This window comes from Salinibacterium sp. PAMC 21357, assembly GCF_000247645.1.
In the GTDB taxonomy this organism is placed as follows: Bacteria; Actinomycetota; Actinomycetes; order Actinomycetales; family Microbacteriaceae; genus Rhodoglobus.
Window position 1 is genome coordinate 372,975 of record NZ_AHWA01000004.1, and the last position, 25,779, is coordinate 398,753.

At 59.5% G+C, this 25,779-nt stretch carries 21 protein-coding genes and 1 tRNA gene; 17 read left to right on the forward strand and 5 right to left on the reverse strand.

Translation table 11 applies throughout. From position 1 onward, the window contains the following. The first annotated feature begins 52 nt into the window (after window positions 1-52). From ON14_RS05110 to pstB, 8 genes are all read left to right on the forward strand, one after another. Window positions 53-2,233 (forward strand): RNA degradosome polyphosphate kinase, encoded by a 2,181-nt coding sequence (locus ON14_RS05110; RefSeq protein WP_010203611.1) that lies wholly within the window; start codon window positions 53-55, stop codon window positions 2,231-2,233. Next, complete coding sequence (locus ON14_RS16290) at window positions 2,230-3,168, forward strand: NUDIX hydrolase (RefSeq protein ID WP_010203612.1); 939 nt, start codon at window positions 2,230-2,232, stop codon at window positions 3,166-3,168. The genes ON14_RS05110 and ON14_RS16290 overlap by 4 nt, the downstream gene beginning before the upstream one ends. 44 nt (window positions 3,169-3,212) lie before the next feature. Beyond that, window positions 3,213-4,238, forward strand: coding sequence for an NAD-dependent epimerase/dehydratase family protein (locus ON14_RS05120; protein WP_010203613.1), 1,026 nt, complete (start codon window positions 3,213-3,215; stop codon window positions 4,236-4,238). Between the two features lie 55 nt (window positions 4,239-4,293). Then, window positions 4,294-5,373, forward strand: a complete 1,080-nt coding sequence (locus ON14_RS05125; protein ID WP_010203614.1) for a phosphate ABC transporter substrate-binding protein PstS — start codon at window positions 4,294-4,296, stop codon at window positions 5,371-5,373. A gap of 174 nt (window positions 5,374-5,547) precedes the next feature. Next, window positions 5,548-6,645 (forward strand): phosphate ABC transporter substrate-binding protein PstS, encoded by a 1,098-nt coding sequence (locus ON14_RS05130; protein WP_010203615.1) that lies wholly within the window; start codon window positions 5,548-5,550, stop codon window positions 6,643-6,645. A gap of 156 nt (window positions 6,646-6,801) precedes the next feature. Next, complete coding sequence (gene pstC, locus ON14_RS05135) at window positions 6,802-7,746, forward strand: phosphate ABC transporter permease subunit PstC (protein WP_010203617.1); 945 nt, start codon at window positions 6,802-6,804, stop codon at window positions 7,744-7,746. Then, window positions 7,746-8,828, forward strand: a complete 1,083-nt coding sequence (pstA, locus tag ON14_RS05140; RefSeq protein ID WP_010203618.1) for a phosphate ABC transporter permease PstA — start codon at window positions 7,746-7,748, stop codon at window positions 8,826-8,828. Before pstC ends, pstA begins: the two co-directional genes overlap by 1 nt. A gap of 17 nt (window positions 8,829-8,845) precedes the next feature. Beyond that, window positions 8,846-9,625 (forward strand): phosphate ABC transporter ATP-binding protein PstB, encoded by a 780-nt coding sequence (pstB, locus tag ON14_RS05145; RefSeq protein WP_010203619.1) that lies wholly within the window; start codon window positions 8,846-8,848, stop codon window positions 9,623-9,625. Window positions 9,626-9,780: 155 nt separating this feature from the next. Here pstB and ON14_RS05150 read toward each other — a convergent pair whose 3' ends face one another. Continuing rightward, the gene (locus ON14_RS05150) at window positions 9,781-10,689 is read right to left on the reverse strand and encodes an anti-sigma factor (RefSeq protein ID WP_010203621.1); all 909 of its coding nucleotides are present in this window, start codon (window positions 10,687-10,689) and stop codon (window positions 9,781-9,783) included. Further along, window positions 10,686-11,294 carry a sigma-70 family RNA polymerase sigma factor gene (locus ON14_RS05155; protein ID WP_010203622.1) on the reverse strand — a complete coding sequence of 203 codons (609 nt, stop codon included), beginning with the start codon at window positions 11,292-11,294 and terminating at the stop codon, window positions 10,686-10,688. Before ON14_RS05155 ends, ON14_RS05150 begins: the two co-directional genes overlap by 4 nt. A gap of 622 nt (window positions 11,295-11,916) precedes the next feature. On the opposite strand from ON14_RS05155, the gene ON14_RS05160 reads away from it, so the two are divergent. From ON14_RS05160 to ON14_RS05175, 4 genes are read left to right on the forward strand one after another with little or no spacing between them, the layout of a single operon-like run. Continuing rightward, entirely contained in the window at window positions 11,917-13,128 is a 1,212-nt protein-coding gene (locus ON14_RS05160; RefSeq protein ID WP_010203623.1) for an ABC transporter substrate-binding protein, read from the forward strand. Continuing rightward, entirely contained in the window at window positions 13,128-14,309 is a 1,182-nt protein-coding gene (locus ON14_RS05165) for an ABC transporter ATP-binding protein (protein WP_010203624.1), read from the forward strand. Before ON14_RS05160 ends, ON14_RS05165 begins: the two co-directional genes overlap by 1 nt. A 2-nt stretch (window positions 14,310-14,311) precedes the next feature. Then, window positions 14,312-15,229 carry an ABC transporter permease gene (locus tag ON14_RS05170; protein WP_010203625.1) on the forward strand — a complete coding sequence of 306 codons (918 nt, stop codon included), beginning with the start codon at window positions 14,312-14,314 and terminating at the stop codon, window positions 15,227-15,229. Beyond that, window positions 15,226-16,032 carry an ABC transporter permease gene (locus tag ON14_RS05175; protein WP_010203626.1) on the forward strand — a complete coding sequence of 269 codons (807 nt, stop codon included), beginning with the start codon at window positions 15,226-15,228 and terminating at the stop codon, window positions 16,030-16,032. The genes ON14_RS05170 and ON14_RS05175 overlap by 4 nt, the downstream gene beginning before the upstream one ends. A gap of 7 nt (window positions 16,033-16,039) precedes the next feature. Here the strand turns inward: ON14_RS05175 and ON14_RS05180 are convergent, their stop codons facing one another. Then, window positions 16,040-16,669 (reverse strand): hypothetical protein, encoded by a 630-nt coding sequence (locus tag ON14_RS05180; RefSeq protein ID WP_010203628.1) that lies wholly within the window; start codon window positions 16,667-16,669, stop codon window positions 16,040-16,042. Between the two features lie 25 nt (window positions 16,670-16,694). Between ON14_RS05180 and ON14_RS05185 the strand changes: the two genes are divergently transcribed. The 4 genes from ON14_RS05185 (at window position 16,695) to ON14_RS05200 (ending at window position 21,967) form a co-directional block, all read left to right on the forward strand. After that, window positions 16,695-16,767 (forward strand) — tRNA-Lys (locus ON14_RS05185). Window positions 16,768-16,845: 78 nt separating this feature from the next. After that, window positions 16,846-17,322, forward strand: coding sequence for a WapI family immunity protein (locus ON14_RS15125; protein WP_010203630.1), 477 nt, complete (start codon window positions 16,846-16,848; stop codon window positions 17,320-17,322). 143 nt (window positions 17,323-17,465) lie between these two features. After that, window positions 17,466-21,032: a DUF4132 domain-containing protein gene (locus ON14_RS05195; protein WP_010203631.1), complete on the forward strand. Its 3,567-nt coding sequence runs from the start codon at window positions 17,466-17,468 to the stop codon at window positions 21,030-21,032. Between the two features lie 80 nt (window positions 21,033-21,112). Next, window positions 21,113-21,967 carry an NAD-dependent epimerase/dehydratase family protein gene (locus tag ON14_RS05200; RefSeq protein WP_010203633.1) on the forward strand — a complete coding sequence of 285 codons (855 nt, stop codon included), beginning with the start codon at window positions 21,113-21,115 and terminating at the stop codon, window positions 21,965-21,967. Here the strand turns inward: ON14_RS05200 and ON14_RS05205 are convergent. Beyond that, window positions 21,964-22,848 (reverse strand): nuclease-related domain-containing protein, encoded by an 885-nt coding sequence (locus tag ON14_RS05205; protein ID WP_202800911.1) that lies wholly within the window; start codon window positions 22,846-22,848, stop codon window positions 21,964-21,966. The genes ON14_RS05200 and ON14_RS05205 overlap by 4 nt on opposite strands. 198 nt (window positions 22,849-23,046) lie before the next feature. Between ON14_RS05205 and ON14_RS05210 the strand changes: the two genes are divergently transcribed. Next, window positions 23,047-24,024, forward strand: a complete 978-nt coding sequence (locus ON14_RS05210) for a phosphodiesterase (protein ID WP_010203640.1) — start codon at window positions 23,047-23,049, stop codon at window positions 24,022-24,024. A gap of 39 nt (window positions 24,025-24,063) precedes the next feature. Here ON14_RS05210 and ON14_RS05215 read toward each other — a convergent pair whose 3' ends face one another. Further along, the gene (locus tag ON14_RS05215) at window positions 24,064-25,626 is read right to left on the reverse strand and encodes a stealth family protein (protein WP_010203641.1); all 1,563 of its coding nucleotides are present in this window, start codon (window positions 25,624-25,626) and stop codon (window positions 24,064-24,066) included. Window positions 25,627-25,779 lie beyond the last annotated feature (153 nt).

Below are 25,779 nucleotides of genomic sequence, written 5' to 3' on the forward strand. Positions count from 1 at the left end.
CATTACCGGGCGAGTTAATCAGTTGTTCATCACCGAGTGGCAGGATGATCTAATGGACAACGACAGTGCGATAGCCGATCCCAGCTCCGCAACAGATTCGCTCGACGAATACGACATCGATGAATCATCAAGTGTTGACGATGGCACGTTGATCGCCGACCGATACCTCGATCGCGAACTGAGCTGGCTTGCCTTCAACCAGCGAGTGCTCGAATTGGCAGAAGACCAGTCATTGCCGCTGCTGGAGCGCGCTAACTTCTTAGCCATTTTCGCCAGCAACCTCGACGAGTTCTTCATGGTGCGGGTCGCCGGCCTCAAGCGCCGAATCGTGACCGGGCTCGCTGTGCCCACCAACACTGGCCGTGCGCCCACCGACGTTCTCGACGAACTCAGTGCTGCCGCTCACGCACTTCAGGAACGTCACGCTGCAGAATTTCGCAACAGCGTAAAGCCGGCGATGGATGCGGAGGGCATTCACATTGAAACGTGGGCCGACCTTGGCCCCGAAGACCGCGAGCGCGTTTACGAGATTTTCTCCAACCAGATTTTTCCTGTGCTCATGCCGCTGGCGGTCGACCCCGCACATCCGTTCCCGTACATCTCGGGGCTCTCGCTTAATCTTTCTATTCGAGTACGCAATCCCAAAACGAAGAAAGAAGAATTCGCGCGCCTCAAGGTACCGAGCGTTCTACCGCGCTTCATTCAGCTGCCCGACGACGGCACAGACCAGTTGCGTTATATCCCGCTCGAAGATTTGATCTCTAACCATCTCGGAGCCCTGTTTCCCGGCATGGAGATCTTGGCGCACCACGAGTTTCGCGTCACGCGCAACGAAGATGTCAACGTCGACGAAGACGAGTCAGAAAACCTCATCAAGTCGCTCGAGAAGCAGATTCTGAACCGTCGCTTCGGTCCGCCTATCCGGCTGGAGATCACCGATGACATGGATGACGTCACGCTGGGCCTGCTCGTACGCGAACTGAAGATCACCGAGCAAGAGGTGTATCGCCTACCGGCACCACTCAACCTGAGTGGGCTATTTCAGCTCACCCGCATCGATCGCCCGGCGCTCAAGTATCCGCGCCACGTGCCGATCACGAGCCCCAGCCTCATGCCGACCGAGGGCAACGAACGCGCCGATATTTTTCGCGCGATCGCGCGCAAAGACATTCTGTTGCACCACCCTTATGAGTCGTTCTCTACGAGCGTTCAGTCATTTCTCGAGCAGGCCGCAGCCGACCCTGACGTATTGGCCATCAAACAGACCCTGTATCGCACTAGCGGTGATAGCCCAATCGTCGAGGCGCTCATCGACGCGGCCGAGGCCGGCAAGGCAGTGCTCGCTCTCGTAGAGATCAAGGCACGCTTTGATGAGACCGCCAACATCTCCTGGGCTCGCAAACTCGAGAAAGCGGGGGTGCACGTCGTCTACGGCCTCGTCGGTCTCAAGACGCACTGCAAGCTCGCGCTGGTTGTGCGCCAAGAAGAGGGCAAACTGCGCCACTACGCCCACATCGGCACCGGAAACTACAACCCCAAAACCAGCCGGCTCTATGAAGATCTCGGGCTGCTGACCGCCGACGATCAGGTCGGTAAAGACCTGACACGACTGTTCAACGAACTTTCCGGCTATGCAATCGAAAAGAAGTTCAAACGACTGCTGGTTGCGCCGCGCCATCTCCGCAAGGGCCTCATCAAGCAAATCGAAGCCGAAGCGGCGAGCGCTCGCGCGGGGTTGCCATCGGGCATCCGAATCAAACTGAATTCCATGGTGGATGAGGCGATCATTGATGCCCTCTACCGGGCAAGCAATGATGGTGTTCCGATCGACATTGTGGTGCGCGGCATTTGCTCGTTGCGCCCCGGCGTTGAAGGCCTCAGCGAGAACATTCGGGTGCGGTCGGTGCTGGGGCGCTACCTCGAACATTCCCGCGTTTTCTTGTTCCACAATCAAGGTGACCCGCAGGTTTACATCGGCAGTTCCGACATGATGCACCGCAATCTTGAACGCCGCGTCGAAGCTCTCGTACGCATCGTCGAGCCTGAACACATCGCCGAACTTGAATACATCTTCGACCTTGCCGTCGACGAGACCACCTCGTCGTGGTGGCTCGATTCTGAAGGTAATTGGGTGCGCCACGGCCGTTCGGAGTCAGGGGAACCTCTCAACGACCTACAGAATGTTCTTATGAAGCGAATCACGCAACGCAAACGAGGCGGCGTGCGCCGGTGACCGCGGCGACGACCCCAGTGCTGGCCGCGGGCATTGTCTGCTGGCGAGTAGTCGACGACAAGCCCCGAGTTCTGCTTGTGCACCGCACCGTGCACAAAGATGTCTCGCTGCCGAAAGGCAAGGTAGATCCTGGCGAAACGCTGCCCGAGACTGCCGTGCGAGAGATATGGGAAGAGACCGGACTGCGCGTTGATCTCGGAGCACCGCTTGGCAAGGTTCACTACGTCTTGGCCAACGGTCGCGACAAGTACGTGCACTACTGGTCGGCTGAAGTAAATGACCACGACCTTGAGCGCGCTAAGTTCACTCCCAACGACGAAATTTCCTCGCTCGAATGGTTGCCGCTGTCGAAAGCACGCAAAAAGGTCAGCTACCAGCACGACATCGAGATCCTCGACCGCTTCGCTGCCCTCTACGAAGCCGGAAATGCGCGCACGTTCGCGATGATTGCGGTGCGTCACGGTAAAGCGGTTCCGGGAGAAACCTGGGACGGCCCCGACGCCACTCGGCCACTGATGCACCGCGGTATTGATCAGGCCGCCATCATCGCCGGCGGCATCGCGGCGTTCGCACCCGAACGCATCCTCAGCAGCACCGCAGCCCGCTGTCTTTCGACCATCGCCCCGCTGGCCGAGCGCACAGCGCTCGAGATTAAATCCACCGACGACCTCAGCCAGGATGCTTACGCTGGCAACGGCAAAGCTGTTATTGCCCTAGTTGAGAAGCGCCTCAAGAAGCAGAAAACTACCGTTCTCTGCAGCCACGGCCCGGTATTGCCTCAGATTGTCAGCGCGCTTGCCGACGCCTCCCAGACGAAACCGGATGCTCAGCTGCGCGCTGCCGCCCTGTTGAGCACCGGCGACTTCTCGGTGCTGCACTTCGCCCGAGACACCAAAAAACCTCGCCTCGTGGCGGTAGAAACCCACCAGCCCTGAGCGAAATCGGGCGAAAGTGTGGCCCAATTTGGTGATAGTTGGTCATGAGCAAAACTGCGTTCGTGCTTGGGACATCCGGTCAGATCGGCGCAGCAGCCATCCCTGCCTTGCTCCGGGACGGGTGGACGGTCCGAGCGGGCTCACGCTCAGCGCACGACTGGCCAGACTCCGTGGAAGGCGTGCTCGTCGATCGCGAGATCGACGAATCCTTTCGTGCTGCTCTTGGTCAGGGCGTGGATGTTCTCGTCGACTGCGTGGCCTACACCGCAGCTCACGCCCGTCAGATCGTGAATTCAGCCGACCGAATCGGCTCTGCCGTCGTCATCTCGAGCATCTCCGTCTATGCGGATGCTCAGGGACGCACTCTCGATGAAGCTTCTGACGAGGACAGCTTTCCGCAATTGCCTCTCCCGATCGTAGAAAGCCAAAGGAGAACTCCTGCGGGACCGACGACCTACTCAAGCCGCAAAGTCGCCATGGAGGACGTGCTTCTCAACGACGACGTTCGGGTTCCGGTAAGCGTTCTTCGGCCGGGTGCCATTTATGGGCCGGGGAGCGTTCATCCTCGAGAGCTGTGGTTTATCAAGCGCGCTCTCGATAAACGTCCGGTGCAATTACTGAATTGGGGTGGCCACAGCCAGTTTCATCGGAGTAATACCCTCAACATCGCCGAGCTTGTTCGTCTCGCCGCCAGCCGCCCCGGTCGACGCGCACTCCACGCTGTCGACGAACGCGCGCTCACGACTGCAGAAATCGCCGACATCACCAACGCCTATCTCGATCACCACCCGCTTGAGTTCATGATTCCGGGAGCATCGGAGCTCGGCGATACGCCCTGGTCGGTGCCCAAGCCGATTGTGGCCAGCACGGCTCATGCAGAAGCTGAACTTGGCTATCGTCCGGTCGCAAGCTACGCCGACACCGTACCGATCATCGTGGACCAGCTTGTTGACGAGCTCGCACGCGGCGACGTGGCGACCGCGTTTCCGACGTTTGTGCGCGCAAACGGTGAAGCTGCTTTCGATTATGAGGCAGAAGATACTTGGGTCGAATCCCACCGCACCGGTTAATTCCCGGTGAATTCGCGAGAGAATGACGTGTACGTCAGTTTCTCGAAGGGACCAAGTGAAGTTCACCCGCCTCGGCACCGTCAGCATCATCGCGATGACCACAGCACTCACGCTTTCGGCGTGCGTTCCCGCTGCACCTATCGACCCGTCGGAGCTTTCTGGCACCATTATCGGCGCTGGCGCTTCTTCACAGCAGTCAGCGCAAGAGTCATGGGTTCGCGGTTTTCAGCTTGCCAACGTGCACGCGACGGTGGAATACGACCCCATCGGTTCTGGCGGCGGACGTGACACCTTCGTGGGTGGCGGCGCCGTGTTTGCAGCGTCAGACCGTGCATTCACGGTTGAAGAAATTGCCGAAAGCGAGTTCGTTTCGTGCGTTCCCGGCACGGGCATCCTCGAGATCCCCGCCTACATCTCCCCCATAGCAATCATCTTCAACGTCGACGGCGTTGATTCCCTCGACCTCGACGCCGACACCATCGCCGCAATCTTTACGCGCGACATTAACCGCTGGGACGACACTGCAATTGCCGAGCAGAACCCCAACGTTGAGCTGCCAGACCAGCGCATCACTGCCGTGCATCGTGCAGACGACTCCGGTACCACCGCAAACTTCACGAGCTACCTCGCCGAAGCAGCGCCCGATGCTTGGGATGTCGGATCCATTGAGAAATGGCCCCTTGAATACGGCGGAGAAGCCGCACCACAGACATCCGGTGTCGTTGACGCGGTAACGAACGGAACCGGCACGATCGGTTACGCCGATGCCTCTCGCGCAGGCGATCTCGGCACAGTGGCAGTGAAGGTCGGTGACGAGTACGTCGCATATTCTCCAGAAGCTGCCGCCGCCATCGTCGATGTCTCACCCTTTGGCGACGATCGAGGCGCGACCGACTTCGCAGTAGAAATCGACCGGGCCTCAACCGCATCCGGTGTCTATCCCGTTGTGCTCATCAGCTACCTCATCGCCTGCAACGAATACGTCTCCAGCGACAAGGTAGATGTCATCCGGGGCTACCTCGATTACGTGATCAGCCCCGAAGGCCAACAAGCTGCCGCCGACGGCGCAGGCTCCGCCCCCATCTCGCAACGACTCTTCGAGAAAGCTAACGCCGCAGTCGCGGCAATTAAGTAAATACCGCTCTCACTGCTGACGAGTCAGCAACTTTCGAGGTCTTCAGTTTCATGTTGATACCGCGTTTACCTGCCGTTTACCTAACAAGGTAATGGTGGTCACTTACGCTGCTTAGGTTTTCTATTTGGGTCGCACCGGCCCACAACCTGAAATCAACATTCCGAAGGGAAAACTGTGAACTTCAAGCGTCTTGGCACCATCGGTGCCATTGCTATCGCAGGCACCATCCTCCTCTCCTCGTGCGCAGCAGCGAGCGGCACCGAAGGCGACGGCGAAGCATCTGGTTCAGACCTCACCGGCACCCTTGTTGGCGCCGGCGCATCGTCGCAGCAGTCAGCCCAAGAGGCCTGGGTTGCTGGATTCCAGACAGCCAACGAGAACGTCACTGTTGAGTACGACCCCATCGGTTCCGGTGGTGGACGCGACACGTTCATCGGTGGCGGTAGCCAGTTCGCTGGCTCAGACCGTGCATTCAAGAGCGAAGAGATTGACGAAGACAACTTCGCTTCCTGTGTTCCTGGCACCGGCATCCTCGAGATCCCGGCCTACATCTCCCCCATCGCGATCATCTTCAACATCGACGGAATTGACTCGCTCAACCTCGACGCTGACACGATCGCCGGAATCTTCAACGGCACCATCACGAACTGGAACGATGCAGCAATCGTTTCGCAGAACGATGGCGTAGAACTGCCCGACCTCGGCATCACTGCCGTCCACCGCGCAGATGACTCGGGAACGACCGCGAACTTCACCGACTACCTGTCGGCCGCAGCTCCCTCGGTCTGGACCGTCGGTTCGATCGAGACCTGGCCAACCGAGTTCGGTGGCGAAGGTGCTCCTCAGACCTCAGGTCTCGTTGACGCAGTAACCAACGGAACCGGAACCATCGGTTACGCTGACGCATCTCGCGCCGGCGACCTCGGTGTCGTCGCTGTCAAGGTTGGCGACGAGTACGTTCCGTACTCCCCCGAAGCCGCAGCAGCAATCGTTGACGCTTCGCCCTTCGCAGAAGGTCGCGGCGAGACCGACTTCGCTCTCGAGCTCGACCGCGCATCCGACGAGTCTGGCGTCTACCCGGTAGTTCTCATCAGCTACCTGATCGCCTGCAACGAATACGCCTCAAGCGAGAACGTTGACTTGGTCAAGGGTTACCTCTCCTACATCATCAGCCCCGAGGGCCAGAGCACTGCAGCAGACGCTGCAGGCTCAGCCCCCATCTCCTCGAAGCTTTTCGAGAAGGCACAGGCTGCGGTAGACGCAATCAAGTAACACTCTGAGTCTGCTTCGACCCCGTTGCTACCAGCAGCGGGGTCGGGCAGACTTTCCTCTGGGTCGCGATAATCCGCTTCCCGAAGAACCCGCACTAATCCGCACGATCCAGTCACCACGCACTAAGCCAAGCCAGGGATAAGGGATACTCGAAACATGACCTCGACCGCGGCCCGCCGTATCCGCGCGAAGCAGCGCCCCGGAGACCGCCTCTTCTCGGGGACAGCCCTCGCCGCTGGCGCGCTCATCCTCGCAATCCTCGCCGCCGTCGCTGCCTTCCTCGTTATTCAAGGAATACCGGGAATCGCTGCTGATCCCGAAAAGACAACCCTCCTTGAGGGAACCAACTTCTGGGCCTACGTTGGCCCGCTCGTCTTCGGTACCCTCTGGTCGGCAGCACTCGCGCTGCTCATGGCTGTTCCCATCGCCATCGGCATTGCTCTCTTTATCTCGCACTATGCGCCCCGCCCGCTTGCCGCAACACTCGGCTACATCATCGACTTGCTCGCGGCAGTGCCCTCGGTGGTCTTCGGCCTCTGGGGCGGCAACGTACTCGCCGTTGGAGTTCAGCCGTTCTACGCTTGGCTCGCCGAAAACTTCAGCTGGATTCCCTTCTTCGCTGGCCCCGCCTCAGGCACCGGCCGCACCATCCTCACCGCATCAATCGTGCTCGCCGTCATGGTGTTGCCGATTATCACCGCCATCTGCCGCGAAGTCTTCTTACAGACGCCAGTGCTTCACGAAGAAGCCGCCCTCGCTCTCGGTGCCACCCGCTGGGAAATGATCAAAATTGCGGTGCTGCCGTTTGGCCGCGCTGGCATCGTCTCCGGTGCGATGCTCGGACTCGGCCGCGCGCTCGGCGAGACCATGGCTGTTGCGATGGTGCTCTCCGCATCAAACGTGATCACCTTCAACGTGATCAGCTCGACAAACCCGTCCACGATTGCCGCGAACATCGCGCTGAGCTTCCCTGAGGCTTACGGCCTCAACGTCAACGTTCTTATCGCAACGGGCCTCATACTCTTCGCCATCACGCTGGTCGTCAATACGATCGCGCGCTACATCGTCAACCGCCGCAAGGAATTCTCGGGAGCGAACTGATGACTACGACAACACCAGCGCGCCCCATCGAGAACGCCTACGCCGCAGGTCAACTGCCGCGGTGGGCACCCTTAGTGATGCTCATCAGCAGCCTCGCCACCTTCGTCATCATCTTCCTGTTCGTTCAGGCAGGTCGACCGGCAAGCGAATTCAACATTGTCGGAGCCGTGCTCTTCGGAGTCGTGCTCTACGCCGTTGTGCTCACGACCGTCTCACGGCTCGTTGAAGGGCACCGTCGCGCCACAGACCGGCTCGTAACGACCCTCGTTGCCCTCGCCTTTGTCATCGCGCTGCTGCCACTCGTGTCGCTGCTGTACACGGTTGTCATCAACGGTGCGGCCCGCTTCGACATTGACTTCTTCACGCTCTCCCTACGCAACGTCGTCGGCGAAGGCGGCGGTGCGCTCCACGCCATCATCGGAACCCTCGAGATGACCCTCGCAGCAACACTCATCTCAGTGCCCATCGGATTGATGACCTCGATCTACCTGGTCGAGTACGGTCGCGGTCGTCTCGCTCAAGCAATCACCTTCTTCGTGGATGTTATGACCGGCATTCCCTCGATCGTTGCGGGCCTCTTCGCCTACTCCCTCATCGTGATGTTCTTCGGCCCTGGCGTACGCGTCGGAATCGCCGGAGCCGTTGCACTTTCCGTGCTCATGATTCCGGTGGTTGTGCGCTCCAGCGAAGAGATGCTGCGACTGGTACCCAACGAACTGCGCGAGGCCGCGTTTGCCCTCGGAGTGCCCAAGTGGCTGACCGTCACCAAAGTTGTGCTGCCGACATCCATCGCCGGAATCACCACCGGTGTGATGCTCTCGATCGCCCGTGTGATCGGTGAGACCGCGCCGCTGCTGGTCGCCGCCGGCTTCACCAACAACTTCAACTATTCGCTATTCAGCGACCGCATGCAGAGCCTGCCCGTCTTCGTCTACAGCTCCTACATTTCCCAGGGCACCGACGCCCAGGCGTACATCGATCGGGCCTGGGCCGGAGCACTCACCCTCATCCTGATCGTCATGGCACTCAATCTCTTGGCACGCATCATCGCCAAGATCTTCGCCCCCAAGACCGGTCGATAACCGAAGGAACCCTATTCGTGTCTAAGCGCATCGAAGTCAATGACCTCAACGTCTACTACAGCAAATTTCGCGCCGTAGAAGGTGTGTCGCTCACCATCGAGCCCCGCACCGTTACCGCCTTTATTGGTCCGTCTGGTTGCGGCAAGTCAACCTTCCTGCGCACCCTGAACCGCATGCACGAGGTCATCCCCGGTGCGTACGTTGAAGGTGAAGTGCTCATCGACGGCAACAACCTTTATGCGCCCGGCGTTGACCCCGTGAGCGTGCGCCGCCAGGTTGGCATGGTCTTTCAGCGGCCAAACCCGTTCCCCACCATGTCGATTCGCGATAACGTCATTGCTGGCGTGAAGCTCAACAACTCGCGCATGAGCAAGAGCGACGCCGACGACCTCGTTGAGCAATCCCTCATCGGCGCGAACCTGTGGCAAGAAGTCAAAGAGCGCCTCGATAAGCCCGGCTCTGGCCTCTCTGGTGGACAACAGCAACGACTCTGCATCGCGCGCGCCATCGCCGTGAAGCCCGATGTCGTTCTGATGGACGAGCCGTGCTCGGCCCTTGACCCCATCTCGACCCTCGCTATCGAGGACCTCATCGAGGAACTCAAGCAGGACTACACGATCGTCATCGTGACCCACAACATGCAGCAAGCCGCTCGTGTCTCAGACCGCACCGCCTTCTTCAACATCGCGGGAACCGGCCACCCAGGCAAGCTCATCGAATACGACGACACCAACACCATCTTCTCGAACCCCAGCGTGCAAGCAACCGAAGACTACGTCTCGGGCAAGTTCGGCTAACGAGCCGCCCGATGACACAGAAAAGCCCCCGCGCCAATTGGCCGGGGGCTTTACTGTTGGTGCCGTGATGTTGTTGGGCCGTGCTCTTATTGGCACTGGGCTCTACTTGGCGCCCGAATCTATTGAGCGCGGACGGCCAACTAGTACGAAGGCTGCTACGCAGTTTCGAAGACGACGATCGGGTCCGTAGTGGGCGCATCAGATCCGCCCTTAGGTTCGATCGTCACACCGATAACATCGCCAACAGCCATGTCGCCATCCAAAACTCGCCACGTAGGGCCATCTTCAGCGGCATCCATGAGGCCAGCCGGTCGCGCACCAGACTCATCGATGTACCAGAGTTCGTAGACCTGATCGGCAGAGAGCGCCTCAAGACCATCAACGATGACAACGGATGACGCGAGCTCTGCCGACCACACAAAGGTGGCCGTAGCCCCGCCAGCGACCGTCGAAACCAGACGCTGCGAATCACTGGCCGCGTTGATAGCGGCAAGCTGGTCGGCCTGTTGCGAAGCGAAGCTTGTTTGATCGAGAGAAGCGCGACCGATCGAATCGGCGACAACGCCGCCGGTAACAATCAGAGCAACTGCTGCCGCGACTGCAGCAAGAGCGGTAGCGGGGCGGGTGAACCAGCGCGCCTGAGCTTTCGTCTCGGCGCGAGACGGAACAGCCGCTGAAGCTGACTGCGCTGAGCGTGACTGCTCGGTAGATACTTCGTCAGCGAGCGAAACCGATGCGCCTAGAGGCGTCACGGGGGCGATCGGGGCAGCTGCGACATCCACACCGGGTGCTTCGTCGGCTAGCGGCTGAGCGTCGACCTCTCGAGGCAGCTGCGGCGTCTGCGCAATCATGGCCATGAGATTGGCTTTGAGGGCAGGCGGCGGGCTGACCGGGTCAATGGCCATTCCCAGCGCTACCGCAGTGTCAGAGAGCTCGGTAGTTTCGGTGCGAGTTTCGCTGGACGATGCCAGGTGCTTCTCGAACGCTTCGCGCTCTTCTGGGCTCAACGCGTTGAGGGCGTAGGCGCCAGACTGGGCGGCGAGATCGTCGTTGCGATCGCTCATGATGCCACCCCCATTTCGTCGCGTAAGCGGATCATTCCATCACGTAGTCGGGTTTTGACAGTGCCGACAGGAACCTTGAGCATGGTCGCCACCTCACTGTGGCTATAGCCGCCGTAATACGCAAGGGATACAGCTTGGCGCTGGAGTTCAGTCAGTCGGGACATGGCCTTCTCTACCCTTTCGTGTTCGAGTCGGACTTCTATGGTTTCTGAGACGTGATCGTAGTCCGGGTTGTGATCACGGATGCCGATGCGAACATCGCGGTCGCGGGACGACTGAGATGCACGCACACGGTCAACGGTGCGGCGGTGAGCCATGGTGAGAATCCAGCTGACCGCGGCGCCCCGGTTCGAGTCGAAACGGGTTGCGGTCTGCCAGATCTCTAAGAAGATTTCTTGCGTCACTTCTTCAGACTGCGAATGGTCACGCAGGAGCCTCTTGACGAGCCCAAAGACTCGGGGGGCCAGCTGGTCGTAGAGCTCGCTAAATGCGGCTTGGTCACCAGTGGCGACACGCTCGAGCAGGTCTTGCGGGGTCGAGGCAGACGCTCCCGGTTCTTCAGGAAACGCGCTGACATCAGCTTCACGAGACATAACTACCAGCATGACAGGTTCCTATGCTCCTTCATCGCAGTTCGATAGGTTCAGCAGCGAAATTTCAGGCAGTGGATGCGGAACTGATGATGGTTTTCATCAATTGCTTTCACTGGTGAGTAATTCGGCACCGCCCACCAATTGGTTTGGTTGGTTGCGAAAAGTAGCGCGCGCAGGGCAGAACTCTCGATCGTGCGCTTGTTTTTGGGCACAAAAATACCGGGCCACAGAAACGCCTCTCGGCGCGAGGCCGCTCGGAGCGGCTAATATTGGAGCCCGGGGTTACTGTGGCCCGGCGTAGAAAAGTTTAGCAAACCGCTTCCTGTGTGCGCTCTCAGCCCGCGCCAGACGTTCACCATGAGCCAAGCTTTCCGCCACGTCGTGCGATGACCTTTCGCCTACGCCCTCACTGCAATGCTCGCTGCCGACCTCCCGCAGCCCAGAGTGACCCTGTGGCCCTGCGCTGAGCCGTCTCTTGTTTCCAGTTTGTGCGGATTCCGTGACGAATAGATTGCAATACCAACGTTTTCAGCATTTTTTAGTGATTTTACGGCCCATTTGTGCAATTATCAGTCAACCCCGCAGCGTCGTGGGGCCGACCGTGTGAGTGTCGAAAATGCTAGGAGTACCTCTAATGAAGTCCAAGCCGCTACCCGCTGATCCTATGATTCGTGAGCTGATCCGCCGCGCGCAGAACTCCACGATGAATCGACGTACCTTACTTTCTGGAGCCGCCGTTGGAGCGACCGGCCTCGCTCTCGCAGCGTGCTCGACTGGACCCGACGAACTCACCGCAGCGCCAGACACCAGTGACACCAACAAGAAAATTCGTTGGGATAACTGGGCGCTCTATGTCGACATCGATGACGCTGGCGGCTATCCCACTATCGAAGCTTTCGAAGCTCAGACCGGAATTAGCGTCGAGTACACCGAAGCTGTCGACGACAACAACACCTATTACGCCAAGGTGAAGGATCAGCTCTCGCTCGGCAAGGACATCGGGGCAGATGCCGTCTGCCTCACTGACTGGATGGTCGCTCGCCTTATTCGCTTTGGGTACACCCAGAAGCTCGACCACGCGAATATGCCGAATGTGGCCAACCTCATCCCGTCGCTGCAGGATGTCGATTTCGATCCCGGCCGCGAACACAGCGTGCCCTGGCAGGGCGGTTTCGCCGGCATTGCGTGGAACAAGGAACAACTGCCCAATGGGATCAAATCTGTTAAGGATCTCTGGAGCCCGGAACTCAAGGGCCGCGTTGGCGTGCTTTCCGAAATGCGCGACACGATGGGTCTGATCATGCTCGATCAGGGTGTCGATATCGAGGGCAAGTGGGGCGACGATGAGTTCAACGCCGCGATTGATGAATTCACGAAGCAGGTCTCTGACGGCCAGATTCGCAACATCAAGGGCAACGCCTACAAAGAGGACCTCGTCAACGAAGACACCCTCGCTGCGATCGTGTGGTCTGGCGACATCGTTCAGTTGAATGCCGAGAACGGCGACAAGTGGGACTTCATCGTTCCCGAAGCTGGTGGAACTCTCTGGAACGACAATTTCATGGTGCCGATCGGTAGCGGCGCGAAGTCGAACGTCGAAGAGATGATCAACTACTACTACGACCCGGCTGTCGCTGCCGAGGTTGCCGCCTACGTGAACTACATCACCCCCGTTGTCGGAGCCAAGGAAGCTGCCGCAGCCATCGACCCCGAACTCGCTAACAACAACCTCATTTTTCCCGATGAAGAAACGCTGTCTAACGCTTACGTGTTCCGTGGGCTAGATAACTCTGAAGAGCAGAAGTACAACGCCGCTTTCCAGAGCGTGCTTCTCGGCTCAGTCTGATGGGGATTGATACTTTCGCTGAGAGCGGAGCAGATCTTGAATTGGTGGGGATTCATAAACGTTTCCCTGGCTTTACCGCTATTGAAGACCTCAACCTAACTATCCCTGCCGGGTCGTTCTTTGCCTTGCTCGGACCGTCGGGTTGCGGCAAGACAACAACGTTGCGGCTCGTGGCCGGTCTTGAGGCTCCGACTGCTGGCCGGATCCTGATCGGTGGTAAGGATGTGACTGACCAGAAGTCGTTCCAGCGCCCGGTCAACACTGTCTTTCAGAGTTATGCCCTGTTTCCGCACATGACCGTGCTGGAGAACGTCGCTTTTGGGTTGCGTCGCCGCAAGATGGCTGACCCATTGGACAAGGCACATGAGGTGTTGAGCCTCGTGGAGCTTGACCATCTCGCGAGCCGCCGCCCCCAGCAGCTTTCCGGCGGTCAACAGCAGCGGGTCGCTCTGGCTCGCGCCATCGTCAACCGTCCGGCGTTGCTGCTTCTCGATGAACCGCTGGGGGCACTCGACCTCAAACTGCGTCGCCAGATGCAACTCGAACTCAAAACTATTCAAGAGGATGTCGGCCTCACCTTCCTGCACGTCACTCACGACCAAGAGGAAGCCATGACAATGGCCGACACGATCGCGGTGATGAACAAGGGTCGCATTGAGCAAATGGGCGCCCCGCAGGAGCTCTACGAATTGCCAAGAACGTCGTTCGTCGCAAACTTTCTTGGCCAGTCGAATTTGTTCACCGGACCCGTCGTCGGCACAACAAGCACTAGCATCTCGGTCGACATTTCTGGGCAGAAAATCACCGTCCCGATCGACCGTGCACATCGCACGACCGGCGAGATCACGGTTGGCGTTCGCCCCGAGAAGCTGACTCTGCACAGCACGGAACCGGCCCACAATCCTGATGTCAACGTCATGGGCCCTGGTCGTGTTATCGACGTCTCGTTTAGCGGTGTGAGCACGCAATATTTGGTAGATGTTCCTGGCGCCGGCAACCTCATTGTTTTCGCACAGAACATGACATTCGGTTCGGATGTTCGCGAAGACGACAAGGTGTGGGTCAGCTGGACCATCGGCCACGGTTTCGGTCTCGATGACGAACCGGCTGATGCACCGCGATTCTCACCCGATCTGGACACTCGCACGATCGCAGCGCAGCATCGACTAGAAGGGGCATAGCGATGGCGTTCGCCGCATTCTCGTCATCGACTGCCCCCGCTGCAGCTGATACTTCACGCAAGAAGAGTCCGGTTGCGCTGCTTCTGCTGCTCCCCGGCATCCTCTATCTAGTTCTCTTCTTTCTGACGCCGCTGATATCGCTCTTGCTGACTTCGCTCAAAGCGCCGTCAGAGTTTGGCGACTTTGGTGAATTCAGTTACGCGTTCCGCTGGGAAAACTATGTTGACGTTGTCACCGCTTATTGGCCGCACATCATGCGTTCGTTCGGCTATGCGATTACCGCAACATTCTTTGCTCTGATCATCAGTTACCCGCTGGCGTACTTTATTGGTGTCAAAGCTCGGCGTTGGCCGCTGCTGCAGAGTCTTGCTCTGGTGTTGATTATCGCGCCGTTTTTCATCAGTTTTCTGCTGCGCACTTTGGCGTGGAAGCAGTTGTTCTCCGACGAATCATTCCTTGTGACGTCGCTCAAAGCGATATCTGTGCTTGCTCCAGATGCGCACGTCACGGGAACGGCGTTCTCCGTTATTTTCGGCCTCACCTACAACTTCATCCCCTTCATGACGTTGCCGCTCTATACGACGCTCGAGCGGCTCGATGTGCGTTACCTCGAAGCGGGTAGTGACCTTTACGCCAGCCAATTTCACGTGTTCCGTAAGGTCACGATCCCACTCTCCATGCCCGGCATCGTGGCGGGAACCCTGCTGACGTTCATCCCCGCAGCCGGCGACTACATCAACGCAAGTCGCGAGTTTCTCGGTGGCACCGGCACCCAGATGATCGGAAACGTGATCGAGGCGAACTTTCTGGTGTTGCAGAACTATCCGGCGGGAGCAGCTCTCTCCATCATTCTGATGACAGCAATCCTCGTAATCGTGAGCATCTATGTGAAGAAATCAGGAACGGAGGAGCTTCTGTGAAACTCTCCATTGGCAAGTGGGTACTGCCCGTTTACACCGCGCTTGCGCTGCTGATCTTGATGATTCCGATCGGCTACACCTTCGTCTACAGCTTTAATGACTCGCTGAAATCGAACATCACGTGGCGTGGTTTCACTTTCGACAAGTGGCTCAATGTTTGCAACGTGCAGAATGGTGCCGTCTGTGAGGCCTTCGGCAACAGCATCTTCATCGCGGTGGTGTCGACGATAGTGGCGACCACGCTCGGCACGATGATCGCCATCGCGATGGTGCGTTACCGATTCAAGTTCCGCTCGCAGCTGAGCCTGTTCCTCTTTCTCCCGATGGCGACTCCCGAGGTTGTGCTCGGTGCCGGACTCGCAGCGCAGTTCTTGTCGGTCGGCGTGCCCAAAGATATGACGACGATTATTCTGGCGCACACGATGTTCAGCATCAGCTTTGTGGTCGTTGCGGTGAAGGCTCGCGTCGCAACCCTGGATCCGGCTCTTGAGGAAGCTGGTCGCGACCTCTACGGGTCAGCGCTTCAAGTCTTTATGCGCATCACGTTCCCGCTGTTGCTTCCCGGAATTCTCGCGGCAGCACTGTTGTCATTCGCGTTGTCGTTCGACGACTTCATCATCACGAACTTCAACTCTGGCAACGTGTCAACGTTCCCGAAGTACATCTGGGTCTCAGCGGCACGAGGTATTCCCGCAGAGGCAAATGTCGTGGCGTCAGCCGTGTTCATTCTGGCGTTAGTCATTGTGGTGACAGTTCAGGTGTCTGGCGCCGCCCGCGCCAAACGTCTCGCCAAGATGAACTAGGCCCCCGCTAGTCGAGTGCGCCCGCCCGATACAGCTTGGCGCAGGTGGCGAACTCGTCTGCGGTACGCGAGTAACGGTCGGCACGAGTCGTGAGCTCGCTCGCCCGTGTCGGGTCGAGTAGCTCTTGGTCGTCGGCAATGCTTCCTGCCCCCGAGGCGAGGATGCGACTAAACGATGCTGCCCTGTCGAGGGCGACCCCAAAGTCGCCGCGGAAGAGGCCACGCAAAATTTGGTCAGCCAACTCTCTGATTTCGTCGGGCCCCGTGGGGTTGATGGCGCCGGTGACGGCAGCATCAATCGTGCGGAGGGTCTCAATGCCACGCTGAAAGAGAAGGCTTGTACCCACAGCATCCTGTTGGATAACGGCCCGCAGCAAATAGATGCGCCAGAGCGCTCCGGGGAGGCTACCGGCGCTCGATCGCGACCACAACTCGGCGATGGCATCAATGCCATGCTCGTCGGTATAGGCGACGATTCTTTCGAGCACGGCAGGATCATCCGTGTCGCGTGCACCATCTACGAGCGCGTGGGCTGTATCGTGGGCTGCGCGCATAATTTGGGCGGGATCTTGACCGCCCTCAAATGTGTCAAACTTATCTGTCGAGTACTGCGTGGGCTTGTGGAAATTTTCTGCCATGAGATCACGGTACGCTTAACATGTAGGGCCTGTAGCTCAGTTGGTAGAGCATCGGACTTTTAATCCGCGGGTCCCGGGTTCGAGTCCCGGCGGGCCCACATTTTTCTTCGCGTTCACGGTAGCTTGTTGCGATTCTTCTCCGCTGTGCGGAGCGTGCCGCGATTAGGCTCCTGAGCATGGAGTTATGGGATCTCGAGGGAACGAACTATCTCAGCATCGAGCCCATGGCTTATGAGTTTGACGATGTGCGCGTTGATTCCTACGACGCGAACTGGCTCCTGATCGATGGGCGCGCACGATGGGGCACCGAGGAGTGGAACTTTCTCGAGCCCTGCTTGCTCGTGGATGAGGCACGCAGCCTGGGCACGTGGTTGACGCGTGCTGCTCGCGGGCTTATCGAGCCGATGGAGCTGAGCGGCCACAGCGAATTGCAGCCTACGCAGGATTTTCTCGAACCGAACTTTGGATTTGGGGTCGTAAGTTTTGCGCCTGCCGCCGTCGTGCTCCGCACGTTCCTCTGGCTTGAGTCACAGCCGCCGAGCGTGACGAGCGAGCGGGAATTCTTCATGGATCTCACACTCTCCCCGAGCGACCTGCGGCTGGCAGTCGCCACGTGGGAGTCGGAGCTCACGGAGTTCCCCGCGCGCGGCTAGATCACTCACCGTCGGTGGTGCGAGGCGCTGGGCGCGTCGCACTCAACCGCACCCCGATGTGGGGACAGCGCCACGTCAGCCGCCCACGTAACCTGTCATGGTGAGGTCGACTCACCCCATGTTCGTGCCCGGTGAGGATCCAGATGACATCAGCCGACCCCCGATCGCTGCTCGCAAACGGTCTCGCAGATCTGGATGCCGTACTGCGTAACGACATCCTCGACTACGTTTTTGTCGGTGCTGACAAGCGTTTTCCGCAACGACTTCGAGAGAAGGATCGCGCCGCTTTCTCACGTACGGCGCCACTGAAACGCAGCGTTTTCTACGAAAGCCTTGAGGCTATCGATCGAGCTGACGACGAGGTCTTGGTGCGCTGGGGACGGCTCCTTGCTGTGGCGCCGAGCGAACCGTTTTATGTGCCAGAGATCATGCCCCGTTCGGTGTGGGCATTGCTGCATGATGCCCTTCTGGCTTTCGGCTTCCATCACGGAGCGCGCCGCGATTCGATTCCGCTAACGACGATCACCATCGAGCGAATCGCCGCCCTCATGAGATACGAATCGCTGAGCGACAGCGAGATCCCTCGAGCCATCATCGCGACTCTCATCGGCACCATCGACTTCAGCATTGACTATCAGCCCTCGAGACATGGCGCAATTCCCGGGATGGCCGAGTATCTGGTTGACAACCCTCTCGCTCTCGACGAGCTGCTGCCGGATTTTCGGTACGGCGCTATCTTCGAGGTGATCAGGCTGGCGTCCACCCATCCCCCACTCGCGCACCAGCGTGCAGAGCTGATAGCCACTGTCGCGACTCACGGCTACGCCAAGGTGCGGATGCCGGCGCTCGCCGTTCTGCGAGGGTTACCCGCCTCCCAGCAGCTCGCCGTTCTCGAACCGCTCCTCGAATCGTCGAGCTCCCCCCACCGCGAGAAAGTTATTTCTGCAATCGAATTCGTGCCCGACATTCCGGCAGCTATCGGAGTTCTTGAACGCGCCCTAGCGCGGAGTACGAAGGGCTCTGAAGAGATTGATCGGGCGATTCAGCGCCTCGCGATTTACGAATTGTCTGGAACACCGGAGCACATCGAAGTACCCGCGATGGTGTCTCTGACCGCGCATCCGCTTGACAGCGACGCCGTTGAATCAATTCGTTCGGCGCTCACCGAGTATCGCGCTCAGCAGAGCCGCGAGATTGAGTCCGAAATAAAGAAGCGCGACAAGTTCCTCACGAAGTATCCCGGTAATCCCTATCCGGGCACGGTTCAGCTGTTCGAAAAATTTGTTGCCGAGGCAGATGAGACGCTCGCATCGCTTCCCGAAATTGTCGACTACTTGTCGGGCCGCGGGGATCTTTCTGAACGGCGACTGCTCGCCCCGCTGAGCGCGGTAAGCCACCAGATCGTGGGCTTCGCGCCCGTCAACTGGGTGCGCCAGTCAGGCGTCGAGCATTGGGGGCGGGGAGCCAGAGCCAGCGATCACGAAGTCGATGCGCGATCTATCGCAGACATGATGATGCGCGTCGGCTACACCGCCAGCGAAGCTCACGAGGCGGTCTTTCGGGCGGCTCTGACCAATCTCGATACCGGTCCTACCCTGCGGCCCGCGCAGCTCGTCGGCTTCATGGCCGAAAATCCTCACCAGTTCGATGTGATTCTGGGGATCCAGTTCGGTGAGATCGAACAGCACTGGGGCTCTAACGACCTGCGCGCTGATGTGCTCCCGATCCTCGAAGCGTCACCCCGGTTGGCCGCCCGCTATCTGCCGGTCGTGACGGAGCTTGCGATCGGTGCAGCCAAGTCCAATCGCGCCGCCGCTCAGCGAGTGCTCGACAAGCATGGTCTCGCAGAACGCATTGCCGAAGAATCGCTTCGGGCGGGAAACGCCGATGCTCGCTCAGCCGCGGTGCTCTGGATCGAATCTCTCGGTGGCACTTGGGCTGTCGATACGCTCACTCAGCAGCTCGAACGGGAGAAGGCTGCGCCTGTTCGAGCAACGATCGTTGCCGCCCTCGAACAACTCGGCGGCGACGTCAGCGTCAAACTTGACCCTGCGGTACTCACCGCCGAGGCCACACAGGGGCTCGCAAAGGCAGTGCCCAAACAGCTGCAGTGGTTTCCCTTTGCAGAACTGCCGACCGCATCCTTTATCGATGGCACCGAAGTTCCGGCCACCGTGCTGCGCTGGTGGGTGATTCTGGGCTTCACGACAAAAGATCCGGCAGGAGCAGGGCTACTACCGCTGTATGTGCGCACTCTTACTCCGGCGAGCGCCGCTGAACTTGGCCGCTTCGTTCTCACCGCGTGGCTCGCTCGCGACGCGACCAAAGATGACGCCGAGTCCATGGAGCGGGCCTTCACGGCCGCCAGCCGCTATTCGAGAATCGTGCGCTCGCTCAGGCTGAATGACCCTCAGATCGACCGCGAGACTTCCACGTTCTTCGACGTCATTAAAGAAGCGTCCACCCCCGCGCTTCCTGCAGCGGGCAGCGCTGAAATCGACTATTTCGATTGGCATCGTTGGCGAGAGTCACAAAAATCACCGACCGCTACGGCGCACCGCGGCATTCTCTCGCTCGCCGGCCAGGTGCCGGGCGCTGAGCTTGCAGAAATCGTTCGTCAGTTCATGCGGCGCAAGCATCTCAAGCGGGCTCAAATTGAAGCTCTGCTCGTCGTCTTATCGCTCTCGGACGACCCAGAACCTGCCCAGCTGCTCGTCGCAACGGCGCGGCGGTATCGCACCGCTGGCATCCAAAAACGGGCCAGTGAGCTTGTTGATGACATTGCCCAACGTCACGGCTGGTCCGCCGACGAACTTGCCGACCGGATGATCCCCACGGCCGGCCTCAATAGCTCACGATCGTTCGTGCTCGACTATGGCCCGCGCTCCTTTGTGGCGCACTGTAACGCAGCCCTCAACCTGACCCTTAACACCGCCGAGGGTGAGGTGATCACAGCGCTTCCGGCGCCGCGAAAGGACGACGAGCTCGCGGGCGCGGCGAAAGCCCAGTGGGCAGCAAACAAGAAGGAGTTCGCCGCCGTCGTCACGACTCAACGTCGGAGACTGTATGACGCAATGTGTTTACGGCGTGAGTGGCGCGGCGCTGAGTGGCGCGAGCGACTGCTCGAGCATCCGATCATGGGCGTTCTGCTCTCGGGGCTTGTCTGGCACCTCGGTGACCTCACGGTGCGGCCTGATTTTGACGGAATTGTGCGAACAGTCGATGGTGAGAGTGTCGAAGTGACCTCGGATGCGCGGGTGAGTGTTGCGCATTCAACGACGCTCGATGCCACCACGATTGCTGCGTGGCGCGCGATGGCCGCGCCGGTCGGGCTTGGCTTTGATCAATTCGGCGCAACCCCGGTTGCCGTGAACGGATCGGAGTCGCGACGAGCCACCCTCGCCGGCACCGAAAGCGAATCGTTCCGGTTGCGGTCGCGCGCGAAAGCCCGAGAATGGGATCGCGGCGAGACCGGCGACGACGTGAGCTTCTTCGAATACGTGAAGCGGTTCGATACCGTCGGGTTGGAAGGAGTGCTGTCGTTCTCCGGAAGCAGCCTGCCTGAAGTGAGCATTCCGATCGAGCTGGGGGCGCTCACCATCCGCCGGATCACTCCGCGCGGCAGCGGTGGCGCAGCACAATTCTCGGAGCTGCCACCCGCACTGCTGGCCGAGCTCGTTGCCGACTACGAGTTTTTTGGTGCGGCGTAGGCGCGTCAGCATGCACAGAGCTAGCATTGCTCCCGGTCATCTAGAACGATTCACTATCGTGCCAAGCAAAGGAGCTAGCCATGACATCCTCTCCCCTTCGTATCGCCGTCACCGGTGGAAACGGCAAGCTCGGGCGGGCGACCGTCGCAGGCTTGCGTGCGGCTGGTCACACGGTGACGGTGCTCGATATGGCTGGCCCCGATCGCACCCAGTTCACCTATGTTGACCTCACCGACTATGGCCAGGTAGTGGATGCTCTCGCCGGCGTCAATGACCGTCACGAAGGTTTGGATGCCGTAGCCCACCTCGGCGCCATTCCCGCGCCAGGGCTTTGGTCAGATGCCGCCACGTTCCACAACAACATGAACGCCACCTTCAACGTGTTTCAAGCGTGCAAGCGACTCGGCATCACGACCATTGCGTATGCCTCGAGCGAGACTGTGCTCGGGCTACCGTTCGAGACTCCCCCGCCCTACATTCCCCTCGACGAGGAGTACGAAACGCGCCCCGAGTCGACGTACTCCATGGTGAAACATCTTGAGGAGGAGATGGCGCAGAAGTTTGTGCGCTGGGACCCGTCGCTCAGCATCACCGCGCTGCGCTTCTCGAACGTGATGGACCCGGCCGATTATGCCGAGTTTCCGAGCTTCGATGCGGATGCACGGCAGCGGTCGTGGAATCTGTGGGGCTACATCGATGCCCGCGACGGCGCCAACGCCATTCGTTTGGCACTGGAAACCTCCCGCCCCGGCTATGACGTCTTCAACATCTTTGCCGCCGATACCGTAATGTCACGGCCGAATGCAGAACTCGTCGCCGAGCTGTTCCCCGCTGTGGAGATTCGCGGCGAGCTCGGCATCAACACGTCGTTGACGTCGATCGACAAGGCCGAGCGGCTGCTCGGCTGGGTGCCGCAGCACAGCTGGCGGGACTAGCTCGCGCCGCTAATGGCCGCGACAATGAGGGCGGTCACTGCCGGGATGACATAGACGAAGGCAGCAACGGCGATTCCGACGGTCAGGGCTGCAGCCCAGAGCAGCCGCACTGTCCTTGCGGCGCGCACCTCATTGCTGAGCGCACGAAAGCGATCGAGGTAGGTGGGGTCGATTGCGAGATCCGCGGAGGGGTGCCAGGTGCGCGGGGTGACGGCCGCCGTAGAGATACACCTCACGGTCTTGGCCGAGAGCACCGGCGGGCGGTTTTTGAGCCAGCGAGGCAGTCGACGCGCATCCATGATGCTGACATCTTTCGGCCGTTGCTTGAAGGTGAACGATGCCGCATCGACAATCGCAATAACTGGATGAGCTTCGAGAGCGCAACCCGCCGCGACCGACAACAGCTTGGAGGCACGTTTCGCTTCATGGCGGGAGTTGCGCAGGTGGTCGGTCTTTTGCCCGTTCACCAGAAGCATGCGTTCGCCAACCCAGATTTTCTTATTGCGATGACGCTTGGTATTGACCGTGAACACTCCACCGGGGCCCACGACTACGTGGTCGATATCGCTCTCGCCAGCACCGACCGGAACCGCATGCAGTACCAACCATTCTGGGCCGAGGTGCGAAAGCAACTCCCCCACTTTTAGCTCGCCGTGTGCCCCAGAAAACCAACTTTCGGAATCCGCATGCAGGGGGCTAACACCAAAGATCTGCCTGAGCGCAGTTCGGGGCACCACATCGGCCTGCACCCGGAACAATTCGGCAATGACCGAGTACGCAGCGGGGCGGGCGGCGAGAGCTTCTGGCTGCGACGCGAGAACATCTGCACTCTCGACACTGTGGATCAAGCGTCCTTTGCCAGCTACTCCCCGAAAATGCATAAGACGAGACTAACTCGTGTCTGTGCACGCTCCCAGCCCCCAAACGGGCCACTTCGAGACCACTTGGGGCGCTCCCCCCTGTTTCGCCCCCAAATCGGGCCACAAGATTCGCAAAAACCCGCGGAATCTCGGGGCCCCGACCGCAACTTGCCGCAGGATGTTCACCCCGCATCCATACAGAAGTGTTGGACTAGACCCATGACCGGCTACGCGTCGCAGTATCCACGGCCCGACCATTTTGTGTTGCATCTCAGTGACACACATTTTTTGGCGGGAGGAGGGCGACTCTACGACTCGCTCGATAGCGAAGAGAAATTGCGGCAATTGTTTGCCGAACTCGAAGCATCCGGCTCCCGGCCCGAAGCGATTATCTTCACCGGAGATGTTGCCGACAAGGGCGATGAAGCTGCCTACCGTGAGCTTCGCGCCATCGTTGAGCCAGCCGCAGAACGCCTTGGCGCCCGTGTCGTCTGGGTCATGGGAAACCACGATAATCGCGCCAGTTTCAGCAGACACCTGCTCGATGAACCAGCCTCCGAAGCTCCCATCGACCGCGTGATCGACATCAATGGGCTGCGCATCATCTCCCTTGATTCCACCGTGATCGGTCACCACCACGGTCAGGTGACGGATGCCCAACTGCTGTGGTTGCAGAATGTTCTCGCCACCCCAGCACCCCACGGCACCATCCTCGCGATGCACCACCCGCCAGTGCCTGCCGTGCTCGACCTTGCCGTGACCGTCGAACTACGGGGCCAGAAAGATCTCGCAGCAGTAATTCGCGGCAGCGACATCCGCAGCATCATCGCCGGTCACTTGCACTACTCCACAGCGGCAACCTTCGCCGGGATTCCCGTATCGGTGGCCTCTGCGACCTGCTACACACAAGACCTCAACGTTCCCGTCGGCGGCACCCGCGGCCGCGATGGCGCCCAGTCATTCAACCTGGTGCATGTCTATGACGAAACCGTTCTGCACTCCGTCGTTCCGCTCGGCGACTATGGCAGCCTTGCGTATGTGACCCCCGAAGAAACGGCCGAGATTCTGGCGGCCGAGGGCATCACGATCGCTGCCGCTACGAACCCGCACATCATTGCGAGCGAGGATGCCGCGAGCGCCGACGTTGTCCACAGCGTCACCGCCAGCGCTGCCAGCGTCAGCACCATCGCCGCCTAGGCCACTGCAGCCTCTGGCACCGCGCCTTCTGGTGCCGCACTACTCAGTTTCGGGGAGCTCCCACGGCGCGGCGATCGGGTAGTACTCGTCGAGGAACGACCGCACGGCCGCTGCCCGATCTTCTGCCGAGAGTTCAGGAAAGCTGCCGTCGTTGAGGCAGAAGAAATCACTCGAGCGCTTGCGCAGTAGCGAGCGCATTTTGCGTAGCCCCTCTAATGAGGTTGTGTCGACGTACTTGACCTTGGCATCCGCCTGCACCATCGCCTTGCCGCTGAGCAGCGCGTAGTAGTGGTACAGCGAATTGGTGACAGAGATGTCGGTTGCCTGACGGAATGCACTCGCGCTGGTGCGCGCAAAGTCTTCGGGAAACTCTTGTTCGAGTTCCCTCATGACCGAAACTCGCAGCGGAGTCGCCGCGTGCTCGAGATGGCGAGTGATCGTTGCCCCAAACTTCTCTTGCAAGAGCCGACGGTTCACGCGGGCCGCATTTTCAAAGCCGGAGCGCTCAATACTGCTCTCACCCAACCCAATGCGGGTGCGTGCCTCAATAAATTTCGACACTCCGCCCGGAGTGAAGAACGCTGCTGGGCTCACTGAGCGACCGAAGAACATGTCGTCATTGGAGTATAAGAAGTGTTCGCTGAGACCCGGGATGTTGTGCAACTGGCTCTCGACGGCGTGCGAGTTGTGGGTCGGCAGGTCATCGTGGTTTGCGAAGAAGTCTTCGCTGCGCATCAACGTGACCCGCGGATGATCGGCCAGCCATGCCGGGCGGGGCGAGTCAGTAGCGATGTAGATGTTGCGAATCCAGGGGGCGAACAGGTGAACCGAGCGCAATGCGTACTTGAGCTCATCCAACTGCCGGAAGCGGGCCTCGGAGTCGTCACCCTCTCCAACAATAAAGTTGGCCATGCGCGCAGCGCGCGCCTTCTGCCATTCAAGTTCAGCACCATCAACCCACGAGAACACAATGTCGATATCAAAATTGATATCGCTAGCCAGTGGTTCAAACATGCCCTGCAACGTTGGCCACGACTGGCCATAGAACTCGACGGTGTCAGCTATCGCTTCAGTGCGAGGAACCCAGCGACGCATCAACGCATTGGGGTTAGGGGCAACGACCTCGTCGCGCACGTACTCCCACAGCTCGAGGCGCACACCGAAGGGCGCATCGAAACGGAGGCGGCCGGCAGGCTCAACACGCGGGCGAAACAGCATCATCGCTTTTGCCTTGATCGCAGACGTCAGAACACCATCGGCAACGAGCACCGGGCTGTCCCGAACATCCGAAGCAAACGGCTTGCCGTTCTCCTTGATGCGCGCAGGCTTCACATAGAAGGGCTCGTTTTGGCAGGCAGCAACAAGCGCAAAACCGAGCGCTTTGCGATCCTTGGCGTCGACCGCCAGCACAGGAGTTTCGCCGTCCCCCCGAACCAGAAGAAATTGGATGCCCGCATCGTCGAGCACACCGCGCAGGAAGAGCAAGTCGTCACGCACTGCCTCGCGCGGAGTGAGAGTGTCATTACTAAGCGCCAGGAGCCCGTTGTGCAAGACAACATCATCGCGGTTCACAACCGCAGGAGAAGAAACATGGTCAATCATGGGGGCCCCGTCGTTAAAGCGTGAATGAGCTGCCCAGCGACCAAAAATCGGCGAGGCGTTAGCTACTCTGAGAATACCCTGACCCACTGAGAATCGGTCGGGTACAGCAAGGTGGGCCCCGATACATGCTGCCGAGTTCGTACACCCAGACAG